This window comes from Massilia sp. GER05, assembly GCF_052056005.1.
Classification (GTDB): domain Bacteria; phylum Pseudomonadota; class Gammaproteobacteria; order Burkholderiales; family Burkholderiaceae_D; genus Telluria; species Telluria orientalis.
Genome location: NZ_CP178858.1, coordinates 4459236 through 4480547, shown reverse-complemented (window position 1 = coordinate 4480547; position 21312 = coordinate 4459236). Strand labels below are relative to the sequence as shown.

Genomic DNA, 21312 nt, shown 5'->3' with positions numbered 1-21312 from the left:
CCTCAATGCTGTCATTCGTCCGAAGGATACTGCATTTGCCGGGCTCAGAGGCGATTCCCGCTCGCGGGGTCGAACAGCGACACCCGCGCCGGATCGATCGAAAAGGCCACGCGCTCGCCCGGCGCATAGCTGCGCGCGTCGTGCACGAGCGACGCCAGCGTCGCCTTCCCGCGGCGCAGCCACACGACCTGGTGGTTGCCCATCGGTTCCACCAGCGTCACTTCGCCGACGCAATCGCCGTCCGGCCGGATCGCCACGTGTTCGGGGCGGATGCCCAGCACCGCGGATCGTCCGGCGGGACGCGCCGCGTCATCCTGCAGATAGCGCATGCCGTCCGCCTCGAAACGTCCGTGCGCATCCAGCGTGCCTTCCACGAACGCCATCGCCGGCGCGCCGAGGAAGCCCGCGACGAAGCGGTTCGCGGGGCGCTCGTACACGTCCAGCGGCGTACCGATCTGCTGGATCTCTCCGCCCTGCATGACGACGATGCGGGTCGCGAGCGTCATCGCTTCCACCTGGTCGTGCGTCACGTAGATCATCGTCGAGCCGAGCGTCTGGTGCAGCAGTTTCAGTTCGCGCCGCAGTTCCGCGCGCAGCTTCGCGTCCAGGTTCGACAGCGGTTCGTCGAACAGGAACACCTGCGCCTCGCGCACGAGCGCGCGCCCGATCGCGACACGTTGCCGCTGCCCGCCCGACAGCTGCGCGGGCTTGCGGCGCAGCAGCGCATCGAGTTGCAGCATGGCGGCGGCGCGGTCCACGCGGCGCCGGATCTCGGCCTTCGGCGTGCCGGCGATGCGCAGGCCGAACGACATATTGTCCTCGACGGTCATCGTCGGGTACAGCGCATACGACTGGAACACCATGCCGATGCCGCGTTCGCTCGGATCGGCGTCCGTCATGTCGCGCCCGCCGATCTCGATCGCGCCGGAAGCGCTGTCGACGAGGCCCGCGATACTGTGCAGCAGCGTCGACTTGCCGCAGCCTGAGGGCCCCAGCAGCACGAGGAATTCGCCGGGTTCCACGCACAGGTCGAGGTCGCGGATGATGGGCTTGCCGCCCAGGACGATGTTCAGTTTGCGCAGCGAGACGTTCGCCATTCCCTATCCTTTCACGGCGCCGGCGGCGATGCCGCGCACGAACCAGCGGCCCGAGAAAAAGTACAGCGCGAGCGGCACGAGCGCCGTGAGGATCGTCGCCGCCATGTTCACGTTGTACTGCCGCACGCCGGTCGTCGTGTTGATCACGTTGTTCAGCTGGACCATCATCGGCATGTTGTCGCGCCCCGCGAACACCAGGCCGAGGATGTAGTCGTTCCACACGCCCGTCACCTGCATGATCGCCGCGACGACGACGACCGGCAGCGACATCGGCAGCATCACCTGCAGGAAGATGCGCCAGAACCCGCCGCCATCGATGCGCGCGGCCTGGAACAGCTCGTGCGGCACGTTGCAGTAGTAATTCCGGAACAACAAGGTCATCACGGGCATGCCGAAGACCAGGTGCACGAGCACGATCGCCGGCAGCGAGCCGAAGATGCCTGCCAGCGCCAGCACGCGCACGAGCGGATAGATCATCACCTGCACGGGCACGAACGCGCCCGCCATCAGGATGCCGAACAGGAGGTTCGCGCCGCGCGGCCGCCAGAACGACAGCGCGTAGCCGTTCACGGCGCCCAGCAAGATTGGCAGGATTGTCGACGGCACGGTGATGGCGACGGAATTCCAGAACCCGGTGCGCACGCCGTCGCAAGCGGCGCCCGTGCACACGCCGCTCCACGCGAGGCGCCACGGCTCCAGCGTGAGCGCGTGCGGCAGCGCGAAGATGCCGCCCTGGCGGATCTCGTCCATCGACTTCAGCGACGTCACGATCATCACGTACAGCGGCAGCAGGAAGAACAGCGCGGCGCCCAGCAGGAACACATACAGGCCGATGCGGGCCGGTGTCCAGCGGCGGCGCGCGCGCCGGACCACCTTCCGTGGCGCGGCGACGGGTGTCGTCGCCGGCAGCGGCGGGACGATCGATTCCATTTTCATGCGGCCTCCTTGCGGCTGCGGGCATAGGCATAGGGCGCGAGCAGCGCGAGCACCGGCACGAGCAGCACGATCGCGCCGGCCGACGCGAGGCCCACGTTCGAGCGCAGGAACAGGTGGTCCATGATGAATTTCGCAGGCACTTCGCTGGCGATGCCGGGGCCGCCCTGCGTCATCGCGACGACGGCATCGTACAGCTTCGCCACCGCGGTCGCCAGCAACAGCAGGACGGTGGCGATGGTGGGCCACAGCATCGGCAGGATGATCTGGGCGTAGACGCGCCACGCGGGGATGCCGTCCAGGCGTGCCGCCTTCCAGATTTCCGGGTCGACGCCGCGCAGGCCCGCCAGCATCAGCGCCATCACGAGGCCGGACATCTGCCACACGGTGGCGATGACGACGGTATGGATGGCGAAGTCCTGCGACACGATCCAGTCGAAGCGGAGGTCGTGGAACCCGAGCGCGCGCAGGCTGCCGTCGATGCCGTCGCCCGGCGTCAGCAGCCATTGCCACACGAGGCCCGTCGCCACGAACGACATGGCGTACGGGTACAGGAAGATCGTGCGGAACACGCCCTCGCCCCTCATTTTCCACATCGCGTTCTGGTCGATGACTACCGCGAGCAAAAAGCCGATGACCAAGCAGGCCAGCACGAACAGCACGCCGTACGCGGCCAGGTTGTGCAGCGAGAGCATCCAACGCTCGTTGTCGAACAGCCGGTGGTATTGGGCGAGGCCGATGAAGTGCCCGGACGGGAACGTGCGCGAGCCGGTCAGCGAAATATAAAACGTCCACAGGCCGGCGCCGAGATAGCCGAGTGCGGCCACGAGGGCCATCGGCAGCAGCGCGGTGTACGGCGTGACGCGCGTGAGTCGTAAGGTCGCCATGTCAGTAGCGCAGCGCCGACGCGATGCTGTTCTGGGCCCGTTCGACGGGCATGTTGGTATTCCAGTAGGCGGTCAGCACATCCTGCAGCGCGCCATTCTGGTCCGGCGTCAGGTACACCTCGGCGACGCCGACGGGCCGCTTCGGATCGCGCAGGATCGCCATGCCCTTGCGCGCGCACGCGTCGAACTGGCTGTCGTCCGCATCCAGGCGCACGGGCACCGAACCTTTCAGCTTGTTGAACGCGAGCTGCACGTCCGGCTTGTCGACCACGCTCGCGAGCAGCTTCTGCGCGCGCAGCGCGCCGGCGTCGTCCGTTTTCGGGAACACGAACACGTCGCCCTGGATCAGGTAGGGGCTGTCCGCGCCCAGGCCCGGCAGGCAGCCGAACTGGCGGCCCGGCGCCTGGCCGGCGGCGATGAATTCTCCCTTGGCCCAGTCGCCCATGATCTGCATGCCCGCCTTGCCGCCGATGACGAGCGCCGTCGCGTCGTTCCAGTTGCGGCCCGGCGACGCCGGATCGACGTAAGCCTGCAGGCGCTTGTAGGCGACGAGCACCTTGCGGAATTCGGCGGAACGGATCGCCACCTGGTCACGGTCCCGGATCACCTTCAGGTACAGGTCGCGCCCCCCCATGTTCGACAGGACCATCGAGAACAGCAGGATGTCCTGCCACGCCTGGCCGCCATGCGCGAGCGGGATCACGCCGGCGGCCTTCAGCTTGTCGAGTGCGGCGAACAGTTCGTCCATCGTCGCGGGCTCGCGCGCGATGCCGGCCTTCGCGAATGCGGCCTTGGAGTACCAGATCCACGTCTGCATGTGGATGTTCATCGGCACGGCGTACCAATGGCCGCGCACCTTGATCACGTCGACGATGGGCGCGGGCAGCACCTGGTCCCAGCGGTCGCGCCGGGCGAGGTCGTCGACGGGATTCAGCAAGTCTTCCTCGATGATGTCGAGGAACTGCTTCGACGTGTTGAACTGGGCGGCGGTCGGCGGATTGCCGCCGATGATGCGGTTGATGGTGACCGCGCGCGACTGGTCGCCGCCCGCGATCGCGGTGTCGACCCACGTGCCGCCGGCGTCGCGGTAGGCCTGTTCGACCTGCTTCACGGCGGCCGATTCGCCGCCGGACGTCCACCAGTGGATCACCTCGGCCCGTGGACCGGCATGCGCCGCAACCGTAGTCGCGCACAGCCAGGCGCACAACATCGCCCTGCGGGTTCCGTACATGCTGTCTCCGTTATGGCATCCTGGCGAGGCCGGCGCCTTTTTTATACGTACTCGGCATGCCATGGAAACGTTCCCATGGGCATGGTCCGACTATAACATCCCAAAAAAATCAGTGTCAAACAAAACAACGCGCTAGCCTGCCGCCTGCGCGCACACGGCCCGGACGTGGCGCCGCAGCCACGCGTGGACGGGGTCCGCATGCTGGCGCTGGTGCCAGCACTGTTCCACGTCCACGGCCGGCAGCGCGAACGGGAGCGCAAACGTCTGCAACGGCATCGTCGCCATCGCCCATTGCACGAACGGCGCCGGCATCACGGCGACGAAGTCGGACGCCAGCGCCATCGCCAGCGCGGCCTGGAAGCCCGGCGCGACGAGGGCGACGGTGCGGCGCAGGCCGCGCTCGGCCAGGGCCGCGTCGACGGCCGCGCACGAGCGCCGGCCGGGCGACGTGGCGATGTGCTGCCACGCGACGAATCCCTCCGGCGTGATTCCGGCGCGGCGGCGCCCGGCGCACAAGGGGTGGCCGCGCCGGACGACGCCCACGAACGGCGCCGTGAACAGCCGCTCCGTGAGGATGCCCGGCTCCGGCCCCTTCACGACGAGGATGTCGAGGTCGACCTCGCCGCTGCGCAGCGCGTCCGGATCCCGGCTCGCACGCGGCAGGAACTGCAGCGCGGTGCCCGGCGCCTCGGCGCGCATCGCCGCCGCCAGCCTTGCGGCCCACGCGCCGGCGAACCCGTCGTTGGCGCGGATCGTGAACGTCCGCTCCAGGGTCGCAAAATCCACGCGCGGCGGCTGCAGCACGCCGCGCACCTGGTCGATGGCGTGGGCGACCGCCTCGCGCAGCGCCAGCGCACGCGACGTCGGCACGAGGCCGCGCCCGGCCGGCACGAACAGCGGGTCGCCGAACGCGTCGCGCAGGCGCGCGAGGCGGCGGCTCATCGCCGGCGCGCTCACGTGCAGGCGTTGTGCCGCGCCCGCCACGCTGCCCGCCTGCAGCAGGGCGTCGAGGTCGACGAGGAGATTGAGGTCGAGGGTCTGGAGAGTCATCGCGAATGCTGCATACGGTGCACGGGTTGCCTGCAAGGATATCACTTTACGCACGGCCCGCGGTCCGCCGATGATGGCGGCATGAACACACTCTTTCCCCTGCTGGCCGTGTGCATCTGGACCGGCAACACGCTCGTCACCAAATCCGCGGCCACCGCCATCGCACCGGCCGCCATCGCCTTCTATCGCTGGGTGCTCGCCGGCGCGATCCTCACGCCGTTCGTCGCGCGCGCCGTGTGGCGCAAGCGCGCCGTCGTGGCGCGGCACTGGCCGAAACTGGCGCTGCTGGGCGCCCTCGGCATGGCGACGTACCAGGGCCTGGCGTACGAGGCGGCGCGGACGACGACCGCGATCAACATGGGCGTGATCGTCGCCACGATGCCGCTGATGTCCGCGCTGCTGGCCGCGCTGGCCGTGCGCGAGCGTCCGACCCGGGCAACGATCGGCGGCGCCCTGCTGTCGCTGGCCGGCGTGATCGTCCTCGCGGCGCAGGGCGCGCCGGGCCGGCTGCTCCACGGCGGACTGCATCCCGGCGATGCGTTGATGGTCGTCGCCGTCGCGTCGAACGCCGTGTATGGCGTCCTGCTCAAGCGCTGGGCGCTGCCGCTGTCGACGTGGGAACAGCTCTATGTGCAGATCGGGTTCGGCGTGCTCTGCCTCGCGCCGTTCTGGTGGTGTGCGCCCGCTGCGCCGGTCACGGCCGCCAACCTGCCGCTGGTCCTGTACGCCGGCACCGCCGCGTCGATCGGGGCGCCGTTCTGCTGGATGAACGGCATCAAGCGGATCGGGCCCGCACGCGCCGCCGTCTTCATGAATCTGCTGCCGCTGCTGGTCGCGCTGGGCGCGTGGGGGCTGCTGGGCGAACGGCTGCACGGCTACCACGCGGCCGGCGGCGCGCTCGTGCTGGCGGGGCTGCTGTGGAGCCAGCGCCGCCCACGCCTTCACTAAGACGGCTGCACTAAGACGGCTGCACTAAGACGGCTGCACCAAGGCTTCCCTCAGCATGTCGAACAGCGTGCGCGCCGCCGGCGCCATCGCGTGGTTGCGCTTGGCGATCAGGCCCAGCGTCCGGTGGATCGCCGGGTTCACGAGCGGCACGCCGACGATCGTGTCCGGCCGCCCCGGCAGCACGGACAGGCCGGGCACCGCGGCCACGCCCATCCCCGCCTCGACGAGGGCCAGCACGCCGGACACGTGGTTCACCTCGCACAGGATCACCGGGTGCTTTTCGACGCCGGCCAGCGCCGCGTCGATGACGGTCCGGTTGCCGCTCGATTTCGCGACCGAGATGTAGCGCTCGTCGACCGTCTCCTTCCAGCCGAGTTCCTTGCGGGCCGCGAACCGGTGGTCGCGGCGCATCGCCAGCACGTAGCTCTCCACGTAGATCGGCTCGAACTCGATCTCCGGATTTTCCGCGCCGGTGAAGTTGATGCCGAAATCCGCCTCTCCCGCCAGCACGAGGTTCAGCACGTCCTGCGCGCTCTCGTCGTGCACGCGCACGCGGATGCGCGGGAAGCGCTCGCTGAAGCGCGTCAGCACGTCCGGCAGGAAGTGCCACACGGCGGACGGCACGCACGCGAGCGTGACGGAACCGGTGCGGTGGGCCGCCAGGTCGGCGACGCCGAGCACCGCGTCTTCCAGGCCGTCCAGCGCCGTGCGCACGTTGACGAGGAAAGTCTGGCCGACGTTCGTCAGGTGCACGCGGCGCGTGGTCCGTTCGAACAGCTTCACACCGAGGCTGTCCTCGAGCTTGTCGATGCGCCGGCTCAGCGCCGACTGGGACAGGAACAGGTCGGCCGCCGCCTGCCGGAAGCTGGCCCGTTCGGCGACGGCAACGAATGCCTGCAAGTCGTGAAGATCGTAATTGATGCGCATGGCGCAAGAATACGCTGGAAATTTGCAATTATCAAATCATTCGTTTTGTCGGATGATCTAGCGACTCACCCATCAGCCTCGCCAAGAAGGCATCACAAGGAGACAACGTGCGCCATTCCTGCGCCCTCACCGTATTGCTTGCCGCCACCGGCAGCTGCTTCGCCCAGACGGGCGTCAATCTCTACGGCATCGTCGACGTCGGCCTGCGCGCCGTCGACGGCCTCCCCGGCAGCACGACATCCGTCGCGAGCGGCGTGAACCAGACCAGCCGCTGGGGCATCCGCGGCCAGGAAGACCTGGGCGGCGGCTGGAAGGCCGTGTTCCGGCTCGAAGGCGGCATGAACGCCGACACCGGCACGCAGGCCAAGAGCGACCGCCTGTTCGACCGCCAGGCCTGGGCCGGCCTCGATTCCCCCTACGGCCAGCTCGCCGTCGGACGCCAGGCCAACCTGATCTCCGACGCCCTGCTCCCCGTCGACCCGCTCGGCAAGCGCGACGCGTCGTTCAACCCGAACATCAACGTGGCGGGCCTCTCGAACACGGCGTTCGGCACGCATGCCTTCGGACGCCAGTATGGTCCGAGCGGCTACGCGGACAACTTCTACCGCCTGGACAACACGGTCAAGTACACGGCGACCGTGGGGCCGTGGCAGGCGCGCGCCGCGTATTCGGCCGGCGAAGTGGCCGGCGACGCGGGCGCGTCGGGCAGCCATGGCGTCGCGCTCGCGTACCAGCGCCCGGACTGGGTCGTCTCCGGCGCGGCGATGCAGTTCCGCAGCCGCGACGGCCTGCCGCTCGATGCGTGGAGCCTCGGCGCCGCCGTGCGGTTCGGCGCCTGGCAGCTGAAGGCCAACGCGGCGCGCAACGACGCGGACACCGGACCGGCCAAACGCGTCGCCCAGCGCGTGCTGTCCGCCGGCGTGAGCCGCCCGCTGGCCCGCGACCTGCTCGTCACGACGGCCTGGTACGGCGTGCGGCGCGAGGCCACCGGCTACGTCGACGACGGCTTCGACCGCGGCTTCCTGTTCGTCGAAAAGACACTCGCGCCGCGCACCACGGCCTACGTGGAAGCCGACTACACGGCCTGGCGCGGCGATGCCGCGTCCAGGGACCGCCACGGCACGGGCGTCACGCTCGGCCTCATGCAGAAATTCTGACAAGGAGACCCTTATGCACATCAAGACCACCCTCGCCGCCCTCGCCTTCGCCACCGCCGGCGTCGCCCACGCCACCGACGTGCACGTCGTCAGCTCGGGCGGTTTCGCCCAGGCCTACAAGGACTTGTCCGGGCCGTACGAGCGCGCGAGCGGCGACAAGCTCGTGTCCGAGTGGGGCCCGTCGATGGGCGCGACGAAGAACGCGATTCCCGCGCGCCTCGCCCGCGGCGAACATGTCGACGTCGTCATCATGGTCGGCGACGCACTGGACAAGCTGATGACCGAAGGGAAGCTCGAACTGGGCAGCAAGGTCGTCCTCGCCGATTCCCCGATCGCGTGCGCCGTGCGCCATGGCGTGCCCAAGCCCGACATCGGCACCGTCGACGGCCTGCGCCGGGCTTTCCTGCAGGCGTCGAAGGTGGCGTATTCGGACAGCGCGAGCGGCGAATACATCAAACGCGAACTGCTGGACAAACTGGGCATCCAGCAGCAGATGCAGGGCAAGGCCGCGCAGATCCCGGCCACGCCGGTGGGCGAGATCATCGCGCACGGCGAGGCGGATTTCGGCTGCCAGCAAAGGAGCGAGCTGAAACCCGTGCAGGGCATCGACATCGTCGGCGTGCTGCCGGCCGAAGTCCAGCTGAAGACGCAGTTCGCCGGCGCCATCGTGCGCGGCGCTGCCCATGCGGACGCGGGCCGCGCCCTGCTCCGCTTCCTCGCGGCGCCCGCGAACGCGCCCGCCATCGAGGCCACCGGGCTCGAACCCGCCGCGGCCCCGCACTGAACCCACTCCGGAGACACATCATGACCAGTCAATCGACCGTCGCGGCGCGCGCCGCGACAGCAGCACCCGCGCGCGGGCCATCGAAGCTCGGCGCCGTCATCCGCGTCACGAGCGGCAATTTCATCGAGATGTACGATTTCTTCCTGTTCGGCTTCTACGCGAACCAGATCGCGGCCGCGTTCTTCCCGGCGACCAGCGAGTACGCCGCGCTGATGATGACGTTCGCCACGTTCGGCGCCGGCTTCTTCATGCGCCCGCTGGGCGCCATCTTCCTGGGCAGCTACGTCGACCGCATCGGCCGCCGCAAGGGTCTCGTGCTCACGCTCGGCATCATGGCATCGGGCACCGCGCTGATCGCGTTCGTGCCCGGCTACGCGACCATCGGCCTCATGGCGCCGCTGCTCGTGCTGGCCGGCCGCCTGCTGCAGGGCTTTTCGGCGGGCGTGGAACTGGGCGGCGTGTCGGTCTACCTGTCCGAGATGGCGACGCCGGGCAACAAGGGCTATTACGTGAGCTGGCAGTCGGCCAGCCAGCAGGTGGCCGTCGTGTTTTCCGCCGCACTGGGCTATGGCCTGAACCACGCGATGCCGAAGGACGTCATCGCCGACTGGGGCTGGCGCATCCCGTTCTTCATCGGCTGCTCGATCATCCCGGTCGTGTTCTACATCCGCCGCTCGCTGCAGGAGACGCAGGCGTATCTCGCGCAGAAATCGCACCCGACGTTTGCGCAGGTGATGCGCACGCTGACGCTGAACTGGCCCATCGTGACGGCCGGCGCCATGCTGGTCGTGATGACGACCGTCGCGTTCTACCTGATCACCGTGTACACGCCCACGTTCGGCAAGAGCGTGCTGAAACTCTCCACCGAGGAAAGCCTGCTCGTGACGCTGTGCGTCGGCGTGTCGAACTTCATCTGGCTGCCCGTGATGGGCGCCCTGTCGGACCGCATCGGCCGCTGGCCCGTGATGGCCGTCTGTTCGGCGCTGGCCGCCGTCACGGCGTATCCCGCGCTGTCGTGGCTGATCGCGCATCCCAGCTTCGGCAACATGGTGATGATCGAGCTGTGGCTGTCGTTCCTGTATGGCAGCTATAACGGCGCCACCATCGTCGCCCTCACGGAAATCATCCCGCTGCAGGTACGCACGACCGGGTTCTCGCTCGCGTACAGCCTCGCGACCGCGCTGTTCGGCGGCATGACGCCGCTGTTCTCGACGTGGCTGATCGACGCCACGGGCGACAAGGCCGCACCCGGCTGGTGGATGGCGGGTGCCGCCGCGATCAGCCTGTTCGCGACCTTCCTCGTCTACCGCGGCATCGTGAAGGAGCGCGTGGCCGTCAATTGAAGCGGCCCGCCGCGCCGCCGACGCTGTAGCGCCCCGCACCCAGCAGGGCGATGGCGACGGCGGCGCCGAGATACATCCCCTGCAGTTCGAGCGCCCAGCCGCCCGTGTCGTTCAGGGTGAAGAACTGGCTCGTGTGGACCAGCAGCAGCGCGACGATCATGTTCACGACCACGACGAGCGCCGCGGCGCGCGTGAACACGCCGAACAGGATCAGCAGCGGCGCGATCACTTCGCCGATGTATACGAGGTAGGCCAGGGCGCCCGGCAGCCCCGCCTTGACCAGCATGCCGCTGATGAAGCCGACGCCGCCGATCAGCTTCGACACGCCGTGAAACAGGATCAACACGGCCAGCACGGCACGCAGGACCAGCTTGCCCCCATCGTCCATCCGGTTTTCCATATTCCCTCCTGGTGTGAACACGACTGTATACTTCCATGGTACGCCACCTGAAGAGAACCAGCCGTTGATTCCTGATCCCGACAAGAATGCCCGCGTGCGCGGCGTGACGTCGATCGCCGCCATGCGCGACGCCATCCGTGACGCATCACGCAAACTCCCGCCCCTGACCGCCGTCCCCCGTTTCAGGACGCTCGATCGCGCCGCCTTCCTCGCGCAGGCCGAACGTGGCCTGCCGTTCATGATCACGGGCCTCGTCGGCCGCTGGCCGCTGTGCACCTTCACGCCGGCGGCATTGCGCGCAAGGTTCGGCGACGTGCCCGTGCGCGCCCGCGTGGGCGACTACATCGGCACGGCGTTCGCGCCGGACCGCGCGATGCGGGACCTGGCGATGGGCGAGTACCTGGATCTCGTCGCGGATTGGCGGGACGGCTTGCCGCCGTATGTCGGCAACCTGGAAATCAATGCATTGAATGCGATGTGCCACTGGCCCGGCTACTTCGGCAAGATGGGACCGCCCCGCTTCTGGCTCGGCCCCGCCGGCACGGTGACGCCGCTGCATTGCGACTACGACGACAATATCTTCGCGCAGATCTGGGGCACGAAAAGGATCTTCCTCGTTCCGCCCCACCACGACGAGTTCCTGTACGTGCGCGAGGCGAATCCGGTGCTGTTCGGGTCCCCGTTCGATCCGGAGCGGCCCGATTTCGATGCGTATCCGCTCGCGCGCCGGGCGGCGCCGGTCGAATGCATCGTCGAGCCCGGGGAAATGCTGTACGTGCCCGCCGGCTGGTATCACCAGGTGCGGGCATTGACGTTCGCCTTGTCCGTCAACCGCTGGGCCAGGGCGATGCCGCTCGCGCTGAAGGACGAGCCTTCGCTGCGGCGGGCAGCGCCCTGAGCGGCGCTTAGGCCTTGTGCTTGCGGCGGCGCGCGGCGCCCAGCAGGCCCAGGCCGCCGCAGATCAGCGCCAGGCTGGCTGGTTCCGGCAGGTCCGTCGACGGCGCGGTGTACGTGTAGGTGACCTTCGCGACGCCCGATGCGGCCGTGCTGAATTGCGTGATCAGGTTGCCCGAACCGTTGCCGCTCGACGCGCCGACGGCGTTCAGGCCCAGGTTGATCGTGCCGCCGCCCAGCGCCGAGAACAGGGCGAAATCGCTCGCGCTGCTGCTGACGAAGAAGTTCGCGCCCGACGCCGATACGGAACCGGTCGAGCCGCCCGACGTGCCGTCGAAGTTGATGCTGCCGTCGAACGCGCTGAAATCGAAGGTCTGGCTGAACACCGGGTTCGTCACGACCAGCGTGCTGTTGTCCGGACGGGTCAGGCCCAGCAGCGAACCCAGCGACAGGGTCACGGTGGAGGCCGTCGCATCCAGGCTTTCCGCATTGCCGTTGCCCTGCACGACGCCGGACAGGTCGAAGCGGATCGAGGTCAGGTTACCGAGGCTGGTGTCGAATTTCGAAAACGACAAGGTGTTCGACCAGTTGGTCGTGGCCAGGGCGACACTGTCGGAATAGCTCAGCGTGCTCGCTTGCGCGGATGCGAACGGGAGGAATGCGGCGGTTGCCGCCAGGGCTGCAAGTGTCTTTTTCATGTGTGCTGGTTCAAATTAAATGTTTGGTTATTAACGGGTGATACGGATTTCCATTATAACCATAATAATGAACAAATTTCACACGTGCATGTTTTCTTTTACACAATTTAAGTGTCAAGATTGCAATCTATAGCCGACGGCGGTTTCGGTCAACAGGTGCCGGGGCTGCGCCGGATCGTCTTCCAGCTTCTGGCGCAGATGTCCCATGTAGATGCGCACGTAATGTCCATTGTCCGCGTTCGACGGCCCCCACACCTCGCGCAGGAGCTGGGGCGCCGTGACGACGCGGCCCAGGTTCGCGATCAGCACGGACAGGAGCTTGTACTCGGTCGGCGTCAGGTGCACGGGCTGGCCGTCGCGCTGGACCGTGCGCTTGTTCAGGTCCACCTCGACCCGGCCGAACACGATGCGTGCGGAGGCGTCGCCGCCCGCCTTGTGCTGGCGGCGCAGCGCGGCGCGCACGCGTGCGAGCAGTTCGCCGATGCCGAAGGGCTTCGTCAGGTAGTCGTCCGCGCCGGCATCCAGCGCCGCGATCTTGTCCGCCTCGTCGATGCGCGCGGACAGCACGATGATCGGCACGGGGCTCCAGGTGCGCACGTCGCGGATCAGTTGCATGCCGTCGCCGTCGGGCAGGCCCAGGTCGAGGATGATGAGGTCGGGCGTGCGGCTGCCGGCGTCGATCCGGCCGCGCTTCAGCGTCTCGGACTGGTGCACCTGCCAGCCCTCGCCTTCGAGGGCCATGCGGACGAACCGGCGGATCTGCGGTTCGTCCTCGACGATGAGGGCGACGGGTGCGGCGGATTCAATGCTCATGCTGGTCGGTGAAATGGTGATGGTGTTCGGGATCCGGCAGCGGCGGCGGCTCGCCCAGGGGCAGGCGCAATTCGAAGCACGCGCCGGCGTCCGGCAGGTTGAACGCGCGCATGCGGCCGCCGTGGGCCTCCACGATGGCGCGGCAGATCGCCAGGCCCAGGCCGACGCCGGCAATCGACGATTCCTGCCTGCCGCGGACGAATTTCTCGAACAGCGCGTCCGCGCGGCCCGCCGGCAGGCCCGGGCCGTCGTCGCACACGGCGACGACCAGCATGCCCTCTTCCGCGCGCGCCGCGATCGTCACATGGGCGTCCGGCGGCGTGTACTTGCCGGCGTTTTCCAGCAGGTTGCACAGCACGCGCTCGAGCAGCGCCGCGTCGAAGCGCACGAGCGGCAGGCCGCGCGGGATCCGCGTGTCGACCGCTCGTCCGCCCAGCTGCCAGCGGCAGGCCCGCAGCGCGCTGCCGATCGTCTCCTCGACCAGCTGCCACTCCAGGTTGAGCTTCACGCCGCCGCTCTGGATGCGCGCCATGTCCAGCAGGTTGGCGACGAGGGTACTCATGCGCCGGGCCTCGTCGCGCAACGCGGTCGCCAGCTCCATCTGCGCGGCGGCCAGCGTCGGACGCGACAAGGTCAGCGATTCGGACAGGCCGACGAGGCTCGTGAGCGGCGTACGCAGATCGTGCGACAGCGCCGCCAGCAGCGAGTTGCGCAGGCGCTCGCCCTCCATGCGCACGACGGCGTCCTGGGCCACGTCCACGTAGTGCACGCGCTCGAGCGCGATGGCGGCCAGGGCCGCGAAGGCGTCCAGCAGTTCGCGCCGTTCCGGCACGAGCAGCGCGGCGACGTCCTGCACGCGCACCGCGAGCACGCCGCGCGAGCGCATCGGCGCCAGCAGCGGCAGGTACAGGTAAGGATTGCTGGGCAGCGTGGCCGTCCCGGCGCCGGCCGGCGCGGCATGGTCGAACGCCCACTGCGCCGCGGCCATGTCCAGCACGCTGAGTAGCGGCGCGCGTTCCGCGCTGGCCGGGTCCGCGACCGGCCAGCGCAGGCGGCCCGTATCGTCCGGCAACAGGATCGCGGCGCGGGCATCGAAGGTGCGCGCGAGGAAGCGGCGGGTGATCTCGAAGACTTGCTCCGTCTGCAGCGCGACGGACAGCGCCCGCGCGAATTCGTACAGCGCGCGGGTGCGGGCTTCGCGCCCGGTCGCGCTTTCCGCCTGCTCGCGCAGGTCGGACGTCAGCCGCGCCGTGATCCAGCCGACGGCCAGCATCACGGCCAGCGCGACGGCGTACTTGAATTCGCTGACGTCGTACTGGCGGCGCGGCGCGGCGGCGACGAGCGCGCAAAAGCCGACCAGGGTCGCGAGGATCGCGGGGCCGCGGCCGAGGCGGATCGCGACGAGCACCACCGTCAGCAGGAACAGCATGGCGACGTTGGCCACGTCCAGCAACGGCAGCAGCGGCAGCGCCACGATGGCCGTGCCCAGGCTGGCCGCGATCGCAGCGAGATAGCGGCGCGGCGCCGGCTTGCCCGCGGCGTGGGCGCCGTGCAGCGGCTCCGCGCGAGGCGGAGCGGGAGCGGGCGCCGCGACTTCGACGAGATCGAGTTCCGGCGCCGCCTGTGCGAGCCGGCGCAGGAAAGGTGCGCGCCACGCGGCGGCCGCAGGCCCGCGCGCCGTCACGGCCGTCGCGCAGCCGTGACGGCGCGCGTAGCTGGCGGCGACGGCGGCCGCGTCCGGTCCGTCCAGCACGGCGGTGACGGCGCCCCGGGCCTGCGCCTGGCGCAGGAGTTCGAGCGTGCGCAGGCGCGCCGCTTCGCCCTGCCTGCGCGTCCCGGCGTTCTCGACGAGGATGGCGTGCCACGGCGCACCGTCCGCCGCGGCGAGACGTGCGGCCGCGGCGACGGTACGCTCGTCGCCGCTGTCGGCGCGCAGCACGGCCAGCACGCCGCGCGCGGCGGCCGTGGAGGATGATGTCGTCGATCCGGAACTCTGCATGCGTGGATGGTAAGCGATCGCACGTAAAAGCGGCATAAAAATGCACGGCGTTTACTGACCGCGGCAGGACGAGCGTCTGCGCCAATTTTCGAGGCGCCGGGCTGTCGCGGCAACCGGGTCCACTCCCCCCGGGCTTCATGCCGGTCGTGGCGCCCACAGCCAAGATCGCTGGCGCCGCCACCCTGCACAGCCTGCACTTGTTGGATAAAGGGGGCCATCTCGTTCACGGCCCCGTGTTCCGGGGCCGTGATTGCCGTCACGCCAGGCATGGCGTGCGGCACGGCGTTACGGGTCAGAACACGTAGTTCGCCGACATCCGGAAGCTGCGGCCCGGATCATACCAGGCCCGTCCCATGTCGCCAGGGGTCTGCTGGTACACCTGCCGCGTCACGGTACGCGTCAGGTTGCTGACGTTGAAGCTGGCCGTAATGTGGTCGCTGAAGCGGTAGTTGATGCCGCCGTCCCACTGACCCACAGGCATCTGCCAGACCGGAAGCCCGTAGCCCGCATCATGCGGCGCGTTGCCGTTGGCGTCGACGCGCTGCGGATCCGCGCTGGTACCATTGCTGCCGCTGGTGCCATAGACACCGGTCGCCTGCAGGGTACGGTCACGCCAGGAATACGCCAGGCGCGCCGACAGCGGGCCGTGGTCGTACATGAACATGAAGTTGAAGGCGCGCTTCGACAGGTACGGCACCGGCAGATCCTTGTACGGGATACCGTTCGTGTCGCAACCATACAGCGCCGCGGCACCGACCAGCGAGCCGGACGGGCAGAAATTCGCCGGGTTCGGGTGATACAGTTGCTGCTTGCTGTCGATGTACGTGAAGTTCGAGGACACGCCGAAACCCTTCACCCAGTCAGGCAGTTTCTCGCTCAAGCTGCCCAGGTGATCGAAGTAGGTGCTGCCCGCCAGCTCGATACCCTTCACCCAGGCCTTGGCCGCATTGGCCGGTCCGGTGACCGTGAACTCCTGGTCCGTGCCGGCCAGATCCTTGAAGGTCCTGGTATAGGATTCCTGCATGACGATGTCCTTGACCTGCTTGTAGAAGAACGCGGAGGTCAGGGATTGTCCCGGATGCGGATACCATTCCAGCGTCACGTCGAAATTGTTCGCCTTCAGCGGCTTCAGTTTTACGTTGCCGGAGTTACTGCCGGTATATTCGATGTTGGTGATCGCCTTGTTGTTGTTGGGGTCGGTGACGACCTTCTGGCTCAGGGTAATGTACTCCTGCAACTGATCGAAGCCAGGACGGTAAATGCCGCGGGACAGCGCGATCCGCGACTGCAGCTTGTCCGTCAGGCGCGCCTTCAGGTTCAGGCTCGGAATCACGTCGACATGGCTGGACGTGAGATCGAGCGGCGTATTGATCTCTCCGAAGCGGGGAATGTTCGGATTGTCGTTCACGCTGTATTTCGGCTGGAAGACCGTGTAGCCATGCGCCACCGTCTTGGTCCTGACCACGCGTACGCCCGCCACACCCTCCACCGGATATTTCCAGTCATCGAAGCCGAAGCGCAGGTTGCCGTACACGCTCTGGGTGCCTTCGTTGTGCTTGCTGACGTGCTGCGGATCGTTGTCGTAGCCCGCCGGCTTCCAATCCTTGGCGTACGTCGTGCAGTCGGTGTTGCCGCCCTTGTACTTGTTGGCATCCTCGCAGTTATATTTCAGAGCGAGCAACAAGTTCTGGTACGCGGCCGGATCCTTGACCATCGCCACGGTGGGCACCACGAACGTCGGCGGTGCGGAAATCCTGCCATTGAAGAAGTTGGCGAACGCGTAGCCCTCGACGCTGCCCAGGGCCGCGTATTTCGGGTCGCTCAAGTAACCGAAGTTAGGGCGCTGCCAGTCCCAGCTTTGCAACTTCGGCAGTTGCCCCGGTACCGTGGTCTGCGCCACGCCCCATTCCTCGCTATACGATTTCCAACCCGTTCCGGCATTCTTGTCTTTGCGCGAAGAACGTTCCGTCACCCGTACGCCAAAGCGGACGTCGCGCAGCACCGGGTGGTCGAAACTGTATTTGGCATCCGCTTTCCACGCATACAGGTCCGCCTTGGCCCTGTTGACCTCAGGCTGCGAAATGCCCCAGAAGTAGTTCTTGGGATCGGCCAGGAATGCGGTCGTCTTGTCGTCGAACTGGAACACGGGCGTCTTGCCGGAGACGTCGACGGTTTCGCTCGGCAAATAGCTGCCGAGGTTCAGCATGCCGTAACTGGCGGAGTTGGTGGCATGCACCCACTGCAGGTCGTTCTGGAACGACCAGCTCTCATTGAGCCGCCACTTGAGATTCCAGGCCAGCTCGCGCGTGCGTCCATGCACATTGCTGAAATTGCGCGTAGTGCCCATCGCGATGCCGCCGTCCACGAACTGGTTCAAGCCCAGGCCGAACGGATAGTTGATCGTGCCCGACTGGAACACGCCTCTGCCGTCGAATTTGGCGTCGGTATAGACGGCCTTGTAGGGATCGGCAGGCCCCATGAAGGTGTTGATGTTATTGTTCAGCTGATGGAAACCGGAATCGAAATACGTCAGCGACGTTTCCACGTTGGCGTTCTTCCACTGTAACGCCCCATAGAAGCCCACGCGCTTCGTATCCTCCTCGTTGCGGCCCCAGCTCACGCCGCCCGGCACCCATACCGTCTGGTCCTTGACGATATCGTTCCGCGGGAAGTAGTTGTTCTGGTTGATGCTGTCGTAGTTGCCTTTGGATCGGGTGGTGGACAAATCCACCAGCGCGCCAAATTCACCCATCGAGGTTTTCCAGCGGTTGGAGTACAGGCCGGAGAAGCTCGGCGTCTTGGACCTGCCCATTTCGGCGTAATTGCCCGACGCGCTCAGCGCACCGTACTGGCCAGGGGCATCGAACGGCAACCGCGTGCGCAGGTTGATCTGGCCGCTGACGCCGCCCTCGATCAGGTCGGCGGAGGGATTCTTGTAGACCTCCACGCCCGCCATCAGTTCCGGCGGCACGTCGCCCCAGCTCAATTCACGTCCGGGCCAGCCGGCCGAGAATGATTCGCGCCCATTCAGGGTGGAAGAACCCCAGGAAAGGCCGCGAATCTGGACGCCCGAGCCTTCCACGTTGAATTCCAGGCCATTCGCGGCAAGGGAAGCACCCGTGCGCGACTGGTTACGGTCCATCGTGACGCCCACGACCCGCTGCAGCACTTCGGTGATCGATTTGTCCGGCAGCTTGCCGGCCTCGTCGGCCACGACGGCATCGACGATCTGCTCGGCGTCGCGCTTGATCGCCGTCGCGGTTTCCAACTGCTTGCGCTGGCCGGTCACCACGACGGTGGCCGTACCATCCTTCGAATCCTCCGCGGACGTCGATGGCGTCGTCTGCGCTTGCGCAGCGTTGCCGCACAACAGCGCGAACTGCGCCGCGGCTACCGCCAGCGCCGTCATCTTGATCGGTTTGCTCACGATCTTCGTCTCAATTCTTGTCATTATCTGTATCCTCTTGTATATGCCTTTATTGTCACCGCGCCGTACGGTGACCATAAATATCAGTCCGTTGTCACTGGAAGTAGACGGGGCCGGTCAGCTTGAACTGGCTGACGTACTTCGACGATGCATTCGCCACCTGTCCGTTCGGCTGCACCGCGGAGAACCTCAGCTCGACGACCGGCTGGGTCTGCACCAGGACCGCGACGTCCGGCGCACTCATGCCGCACGCCTGGCTGAACGTGAAGTTGTCCTTGAAACCGAGGCGGTAGTCCGTGGCGGCAGCGGCGGTTGGCTGCACCGTGGATTGCAGAGCCAATCGGCAAACGGTTCCGTCCGTCTTCTTGAAGGGCGCGAGGAACATTTCGACTTTGACCTGGTTATTTGCCGAGCCGAACCATTCGGCGTTTTCCGCCAGATTGAAATGCAGCGCAGTCTGGATGTCGAGCCGCGCGCCCTTGGGCGAAGCGGGGTCGGGCGTAAGGAAAGGGTCGTCCTTGACCGTGGCTCTGTACACGCTGTCCGTATTCGCAACATCGTTGTCGACAATGCCAGTGGCGAACAGCTGCAAGGACGCCTTGTAATACTCCGATGCCTGCGGAGCCTTATCGAACGTCGAGGTAAAGGTGAAGCTCTTGCCGTCGCTGGAAACGGCACGATCGCAACTGTCGCACCACCATTGGTTGCCCGCGTGGCCGATCAGGCCTTCGACGGTGTGATCGGTGTCCTTGTAACCGGAAAGGAAATTCACCATGGCCGGCTTTTCGGTGCCGATCGGAATGCTCTTCGACATCGCCTTCGCCATCGCCTTGCCCAACGTTGTTTCATCCGTCAGCAACGCCGGCATGAAGTAGTCATTGCCCTCCTGCTCGGCGGTGACGATGCACATCCCGTTGGCGAGCTTGGTCATCGTGTTCCCGCTGACCGAGCAGATGCTGGGCGTCGTGCTCGTAAACTTGGGCGGAAGACCCGAGGTAAAGGTGGCGGTCAACTGCACCGGCGTCGAATCGAGGGGCTGCCAACCCGGATTGATGAACGAGCTGATCATCTGCGGGTTCTTGGGAACCACAAAAGTCTGGCGTTTCGAGACCGGAGCGAAACCGTCGGCACCGGGCTGGGTCGCAATCACCGAGCACTCACCCAGTTTCAGCAGCGTCAGCTGATCCCCGCTGACGCTGCAAGTGTCCGGCGTGGCCGAACTGTAGGTCACGGTCCCGCCGGAACTCGCCGTCGCCTTCAGCGTGGTGTGCGCCGAATTGGGTGGCACACCGATCGTCGCTTGACCCAGAAACGGCATCTGGAAGTCGATGGTTTGCTCTTTGGCGCCGTCGGTGCCGCCGCCACCGCCGCCGCAACCGCTCAGCAGTGCGATGCAGCCAAGCGCGATCGCTGACACTTGGAATTTCATCCCTTGTCCCCTCATGGTGGTGTCCTTTTCTGATGTGTTTATCTAATTGCATATCGCGTCCCCGGCTGCACCGATGACGCGTCAAGACGCGTCCAGGCCCGCTCGCTGATTGCGGCGGGTCGATCGTCTTGGTTCAAGCGTTGGTTCGCGGTGGCACCTGCCGCGGCCGCTTCTTGCGAAATGCTCCCGCCACGCTCCGTCCATGTCTGGATGGACGCAGCTGGGCGATGGCAAGGGCGAGTTCGACAGTAGGAAGACCGGGCAGGAGGCGCGGGTGGCGTAAACCCTTGCGGACCAACCAGGTGTTATGGTGAGCCCAGCAACGATCGGCAGCAATTACGACAATCATCAAAACCACGAGGAAATCCCGCAATGCGTGGTTCGCGCGTGGCCGATTGCACGGGAGTGCTTAACAACGCGACTCCGGCAGGCCGCGGCGACACGGACGGACGCCGCGTGAAGGGTCAGTTCCGGTGTCGTCGGCCGGGATTGGCGCCGGTCCCGTCGACGCGGCTGCCATGATGATGGAATGTTGTGGCGAAGTGCATCCGGGGATGGATGCGGCCGGTGAGTGCTTCTGCCCGGTCAGCCGAACAGCTTGTTGGCCGTCTTCGCCACGAGCTCGCCCTGGTGGCGCGCGCCGTCGAGCTCATTGGCGCTCGGCTGGCGCTGGCCCTGGCCGCCCGCGATCGTGCTGGCGCCGTACGGGCTGCAGCCGGTGATCTCGTCCAGCGTCATCTGGCCCGCGAAGCTGTACGGCAGGCCGACGACCACCATCCCGAAGTGCAGCAGGTTCGTGATGATCGAGAACAGCGTCGTCTCCTGGCCGCCGTGCTGGGTCGCCGTCGACGTGAATGCGGCGCCGACCTTGCCGTGCAACGCTCCCTTCGCCCACAATCCGCCCGTCTGGTCCAGGAACGCGGCCATCTGCGACGGCATGCGGCCGTAGCGCGTGGGCGCGCCGATCACGATGGCGTCGTAGTCGGGCAGTTCGTTCACGGTCGCGATCGGGGCCGGCTGGTCCAGCTTGAAATGGCCGTTGCGGGCGACGTCGTCCGGCACCGTCTCCGGCACCCGCTTCACGTCCACGGTCGCGCCCGCCGCGCGCGCCCCTTCCGCCAGCGCGTTCGCCATCTGTTCGATGTGTCCATACGTCGAGTAATACAGCACCAGTACCTTCGCCATGGCCGTTCCTTTCCCGTCATCCCGGCGCCACCGGCGGCGCCCTGCCTCGCTTGCCCAATTGGCAACGATCCGCACATGCTACCCCATCATGCACTCTTCCGGCGTCCGCA

18 protein-coding genes are annotated in these 21312 nt (G+C 67.0%); 5 read left to right on the top strand and 13 right to left on the bottom strand.

Annotated features, from left to right (window positions below):
• Positions 1–44: 44 nt before the first annotated feature.
• From ACL58G_RS19880 to ACL58G_RS19860, 5 genes are all read right to left on the bottom strand, one after another.
• The gene (locus ACL58G_RS19880) at positions 45–1097 is read right to left on the bottom strand and encodes an ABC transporter ATP-binding protein (RefSeq protein ID WP_413388802.1); all 1053 of its coding nucleotides are present in this window, start codon (positions 1095–1097) and stop codon (positions 45–47) included.
• 3 nt (positions 1098–1100) lie between these two features.
• On the bottom strand, positions 1101–2027 hold the full coding sequence (locus tag ACL58G_RS19875) for a carbohydrate ABC transporter permease (RefSeq protein ID WP_413389121.1): 927 nt from the start codon (positions 2025–2027) through the stop codon (positions 1101–1103).
• A 2-nt stretch (positions 2028–2029) separates the two neighbouring features.
• Positions 2030–2917 (bottom strand): carbohydrate ABC transporter permease, encoded by an 888-nt coding sequence (locus tag ACL58G_RS19870; protein WP_413388803.1) that lies wholly within the window; start codon positions 2915–2917, stop codon positions 2030–2032.
• A 1-nt stretch (position 2918) separates the two neighbouring features.
• Positions 2919–4148, bottom strand: a complete 1230-nt coding sequence (locus ACL58G_RS19865; RefSeq protein WP_440962901.1) for an ABC transporter substrate-binding protein — start codon at positions 4146–4148, stop codon at positions 2919–2921.
• A 132-nt stretch (positions 4149–4280) separates the two neighbouring features.
• On the bottom strand, positions 4281–5198 hold the full coding sequence (locus tag ACL58G_RS19860) for a LysR family transcriptional regulator (protein WP_440962900.1): 918 nt from the start codon (positions 5196–5198) through the stop codon (positions 4281–4283).
• A gap of 81 nt (positions 5199–5279) precedes the next feature.
• Between ACL58G_RS19860 and ACL58G_RS19855 the strand changes: the two genes are divergently transcribed.
• A complete protein-coding gene (locus ACL58G_RS19855; RefSeq protein ID WP_440962899.1) occupies positions 5280–6146 on the top strand; it encodes a DMT family transporter in 867 nt (288 codons plus the stop codon).
• Between the two features lie 24 nt (positions 6147–6170).
• Here the strand turns inward: ACL58G_RS19855 and ACL58G_RS19850 are convergent, their stop codons facing one another.
• A complete protein-coding gene (locus ACL58G_RS19850) occupies positions 6171–7046 on the bottom strand; it encodes a LysR substrate-binding domain-containing protein (RefSeq protein WP_440962898.1) in 876 nt (291 codons plus the stop codon).
• Between the two features lie 134 nt (positions 7047–7180).
• On the opposite strand from ACL58G_RS19850, the gene ACL58G_RS19845 reads away from it, so the two are divergent.
• The 3 genes from ACL58G_RS19845 to ACL58G_RS19835 are packed head-to-tail and all read left to right on the top strand — an operon-like array spanning position 7181 to position 10357.
• Positions 7181–8230 (top strand): porin, encoded by a 1050-nt coding sequence (locus tag ACL58G_RS19845; RefSeq protein WP_413388808.1) that lies wholly within the window; start codon positions 7181–7183, stop codon positions 8228–8230.
• Positions 8231–8243: 13 nt separating this feature from the next.
• The gene (locus tag ACL58G_RS19840) at positions 8244–9014 is read left to right on the top strand and encodes a substrate-binding domain-containing protein (protein WP_440962897.1); all 771 of its coding nucleotides are present in this window, start codon (positions 8244–8246) and stop codon (positions 9012–9014) included.
• A gap of 20 nt (positions 9015–9034) precedes the next feature.
• A complete protein-coding gene (locus ACL58G_RS19835; RefSeq protein WP_413388810.1) occupies positions 9035–10357 on the top strand; it encodes an MFS transporter in 1323 nt (440 codons plus the stop codon).
• Here ACL58G_RS19835 and ACL58G_RS19830 read toward each other — a convergent pair.
• Positions 10350–10757, bottom strand: a complete 408-nt coding sequence (locus ACL58G_RS19830) for a DoxX family protein (RefSeq protein ID WP_440962896.1) — start codon at positions 10755–10757, stop codon at positions 10350–10352. The two genes, ACL58G_RS19835 and ACL58G_RS19830, sit on opposite strands and share 8 nt — an antisense overlap.
• Positions 10758–10878: 121 nt before the next feature.
• Here ACL58G_RS19830 and ACL58G_RS19825 point away from each other — a divergent pair, with 121 nt between their 5' ends.
• On the top strand, positions 10879–11655 hold the full coding sequence (locus ACL58G_RS19825; protein ID WP_440968068.1) for a cupin-like domain-containing protein: 777 nt from the start codon (positions 10879–10881) through the stop codon (positions 11653–11655).
• Positions 11656–11662: 7 nt separating this feature from the next.
• On the opposite strand, the gene ACL58G_RS19820 is transcribed toward ACL58G_RS19825, so the two are convergent.
• From ACL58G_RS19820 to wrbA, 6 genes are all read right to left on the bottom strand, one after another.
• Entirely contained in the window at positions 11663–12349 is a 687-nt protein-coding gene (locus tag ACL58G_RS19820) for a choice-of-anchor E domain-containing protein (RefSeq protein WP_413388812.1), read from the bottom strand.
• Between the two features lie 114 nt (positions 12350–12463).
• Positions 12464–13162, bottom strand: a complete 699-nt coding sequence (gene kdpE, locus ACL58G_RS19815; RefSeq protein ID WP_056133118.1) for a two-component system response regulator KdpE — start codon at positions 13160–13162, stop codon at positions 12464–12466.
• A complete protein-coding gene (locus tag ACL58G_RS19810) occupies positions 13152–15161 on the bottom strand; it encodes an ATP-binding protein (RefSeq protein WP_440962895.1) in 2010 nt (669 codons plus the stop codon). Before ACL58G_RS19810 ends, kdpE begins: the two co-directional genes overlap by 11 nt.
• 292 nt (positions 15162–15453) lie before the next feature.
• Positions 15454–18612, bottom strand: coding sequence for a TonB-dependent receptor (locus tag ACL58G_RS19805; protein WP_440962894.1), 3159 nt, complete (start codon positions 18610–18612; stop codon positions 15454–15456).
• A gap of 70 nt (positions 18613–18682) precedes the next feature.
• Positions 18683–20017 (bottom strand): hypothetical protein, encoded by a 1335-nt coding sequence (locus tag ACL58G_RS19800; protein WP_440962893.1) that lies wholly within the window; start codon positions 20015–20017, stop codon positions 18683–18685.
• 585 nt (positions 20018–20602) lie between these two features.
• Positions 20603–21202, bottom strand: a complete 600-nt coding sequence (gene wrbA, locus ACL58G_RS19795) for an NAD(P)H:quinone oxidoreductase (protein WP_413342548.1) — start codon at positions 21200–21202, stop codon at positions 20603–20605.
• Between the last annotated feature and the right edge of the window lie 110 nt (positions 21203–21312).

Excerpts from the sequence above, each read along its gene's own strand:
- ACL58G_RS19880 (WP_413388802.1), bottom strand. The coding sequence starts at position 1,097 with ATGGCGAACGTCTCGCTGCGCAAACTGAACATCGTCCTGGGCGGCAAG.
- ACL58G_RS19875 (WP_413389121.1), bottom strand. The coding sequence starts at position 2,027 with ATGGAATCGATCGTCCCGCCGCTGCCGGCGACGACACCCGTCGCCGCG.
- ACL58G_RS19870 (WP_413388803.1), bottom strand. The coding sequence starts at position 2,917 with ATGGCGACCTTACGACTCACGCGCGTCACGCCGTACACCGCGCTGCTG.
- ACL58G_RS19865 (WP_440962901.1), bottom strand. The coding sequence starts at position 4,148 with ATGTACGGAACCCGCAGGGCGATGTTGTGCGCCTGGCTGTGCGCGACT.
- ACL58G_RS19860 (WP_440962900.1), bottom strand. The coding sequence starts at position 5,198 with ATGACTCTCCAGACCCTCGACCTCAATCTCCTCGTCGACCTCGACGCC.
- ACL58G_RS19855 (WP_440962899.1), top strand. The coding sequence starts at position 5,280 with ATGAACACACTCTTTCCCCTGCTGGCCGTGTGCATCTGGACCGGCAAC.
- ACL58G_RS19840 (WP_440962897.1), top strand. The coding sequence starts at position 8,244 with ATGCACATCAAGACCACCCTCGCCGCCCTCGCCTTCGCCACCGCCGGC.
- ACL58G_RS19835 (WP_413388810.1), top strand. The coding sequence starts at position 9,035 with ATGACCAGTCAATCGACCGTCGCGGCGCGCGCCGCGACAGCAGCACCC.
- ACL58G_RS19830 (WP_440962896.1), bottom strand. The coding sequence starts at position 10,757 with ATGGAAAACCGGATGGACGATGGGGGCAAGCTGGTCCTGCGTGCCGTG.
- ACL58G_RS19825 (WP_440968068.1), top strand. The coding sequence starts at position 10,879 with ATGCGCGACGCCATCCGTGACGCATCACGCAAACTCCCGCCCCTGACC.
- ACL58G_RS19820 (WP_413388812.1), bottom strand. The coding sequence starts at position 12,349 with ATGAAAAAGACACTTGCAGCCCTGGCGGCAACCGCCGCATTCCTCCCG.
- kdpE (WP_056133118.1), bottom strand. The coding sequence starts at position 13,162 with ATGAGCATTGAATCCGCCGCACCCGTCGCCCTCATCGTCGAGGACGAA.
- ACL58G_RS19810 (WP_440962895.1), bottom strand. The coding sequence starts at position 15,161 with ATGCAGAGTTCCGGATCGACGACATCATCCTCCACGGCCGCCGCGCGC.
- ACL58G_RS19805 (WP_440962894.1), bottom strand. The coding sequence starts at position 18,612 with ATGACAAGAATTGAGACGAAGATCGTGAGCAAACCGATCAAGATGACG.
- ACL58G_RS19800 (WP_440962893.1), bottom strand. The coding sequence starts at position 20,017 with ATGAAATTCCAAGTGTCAGCGATCGCGCTTGGCTGCATCGCACTGCTG.
- wrbA (WP_413342548.1), bottom strand. The coding sequence starts at position 21,202 with ATGGCGAAGGTACTGGTGCTGTATTACTCGACGTATGGACACATCGAA.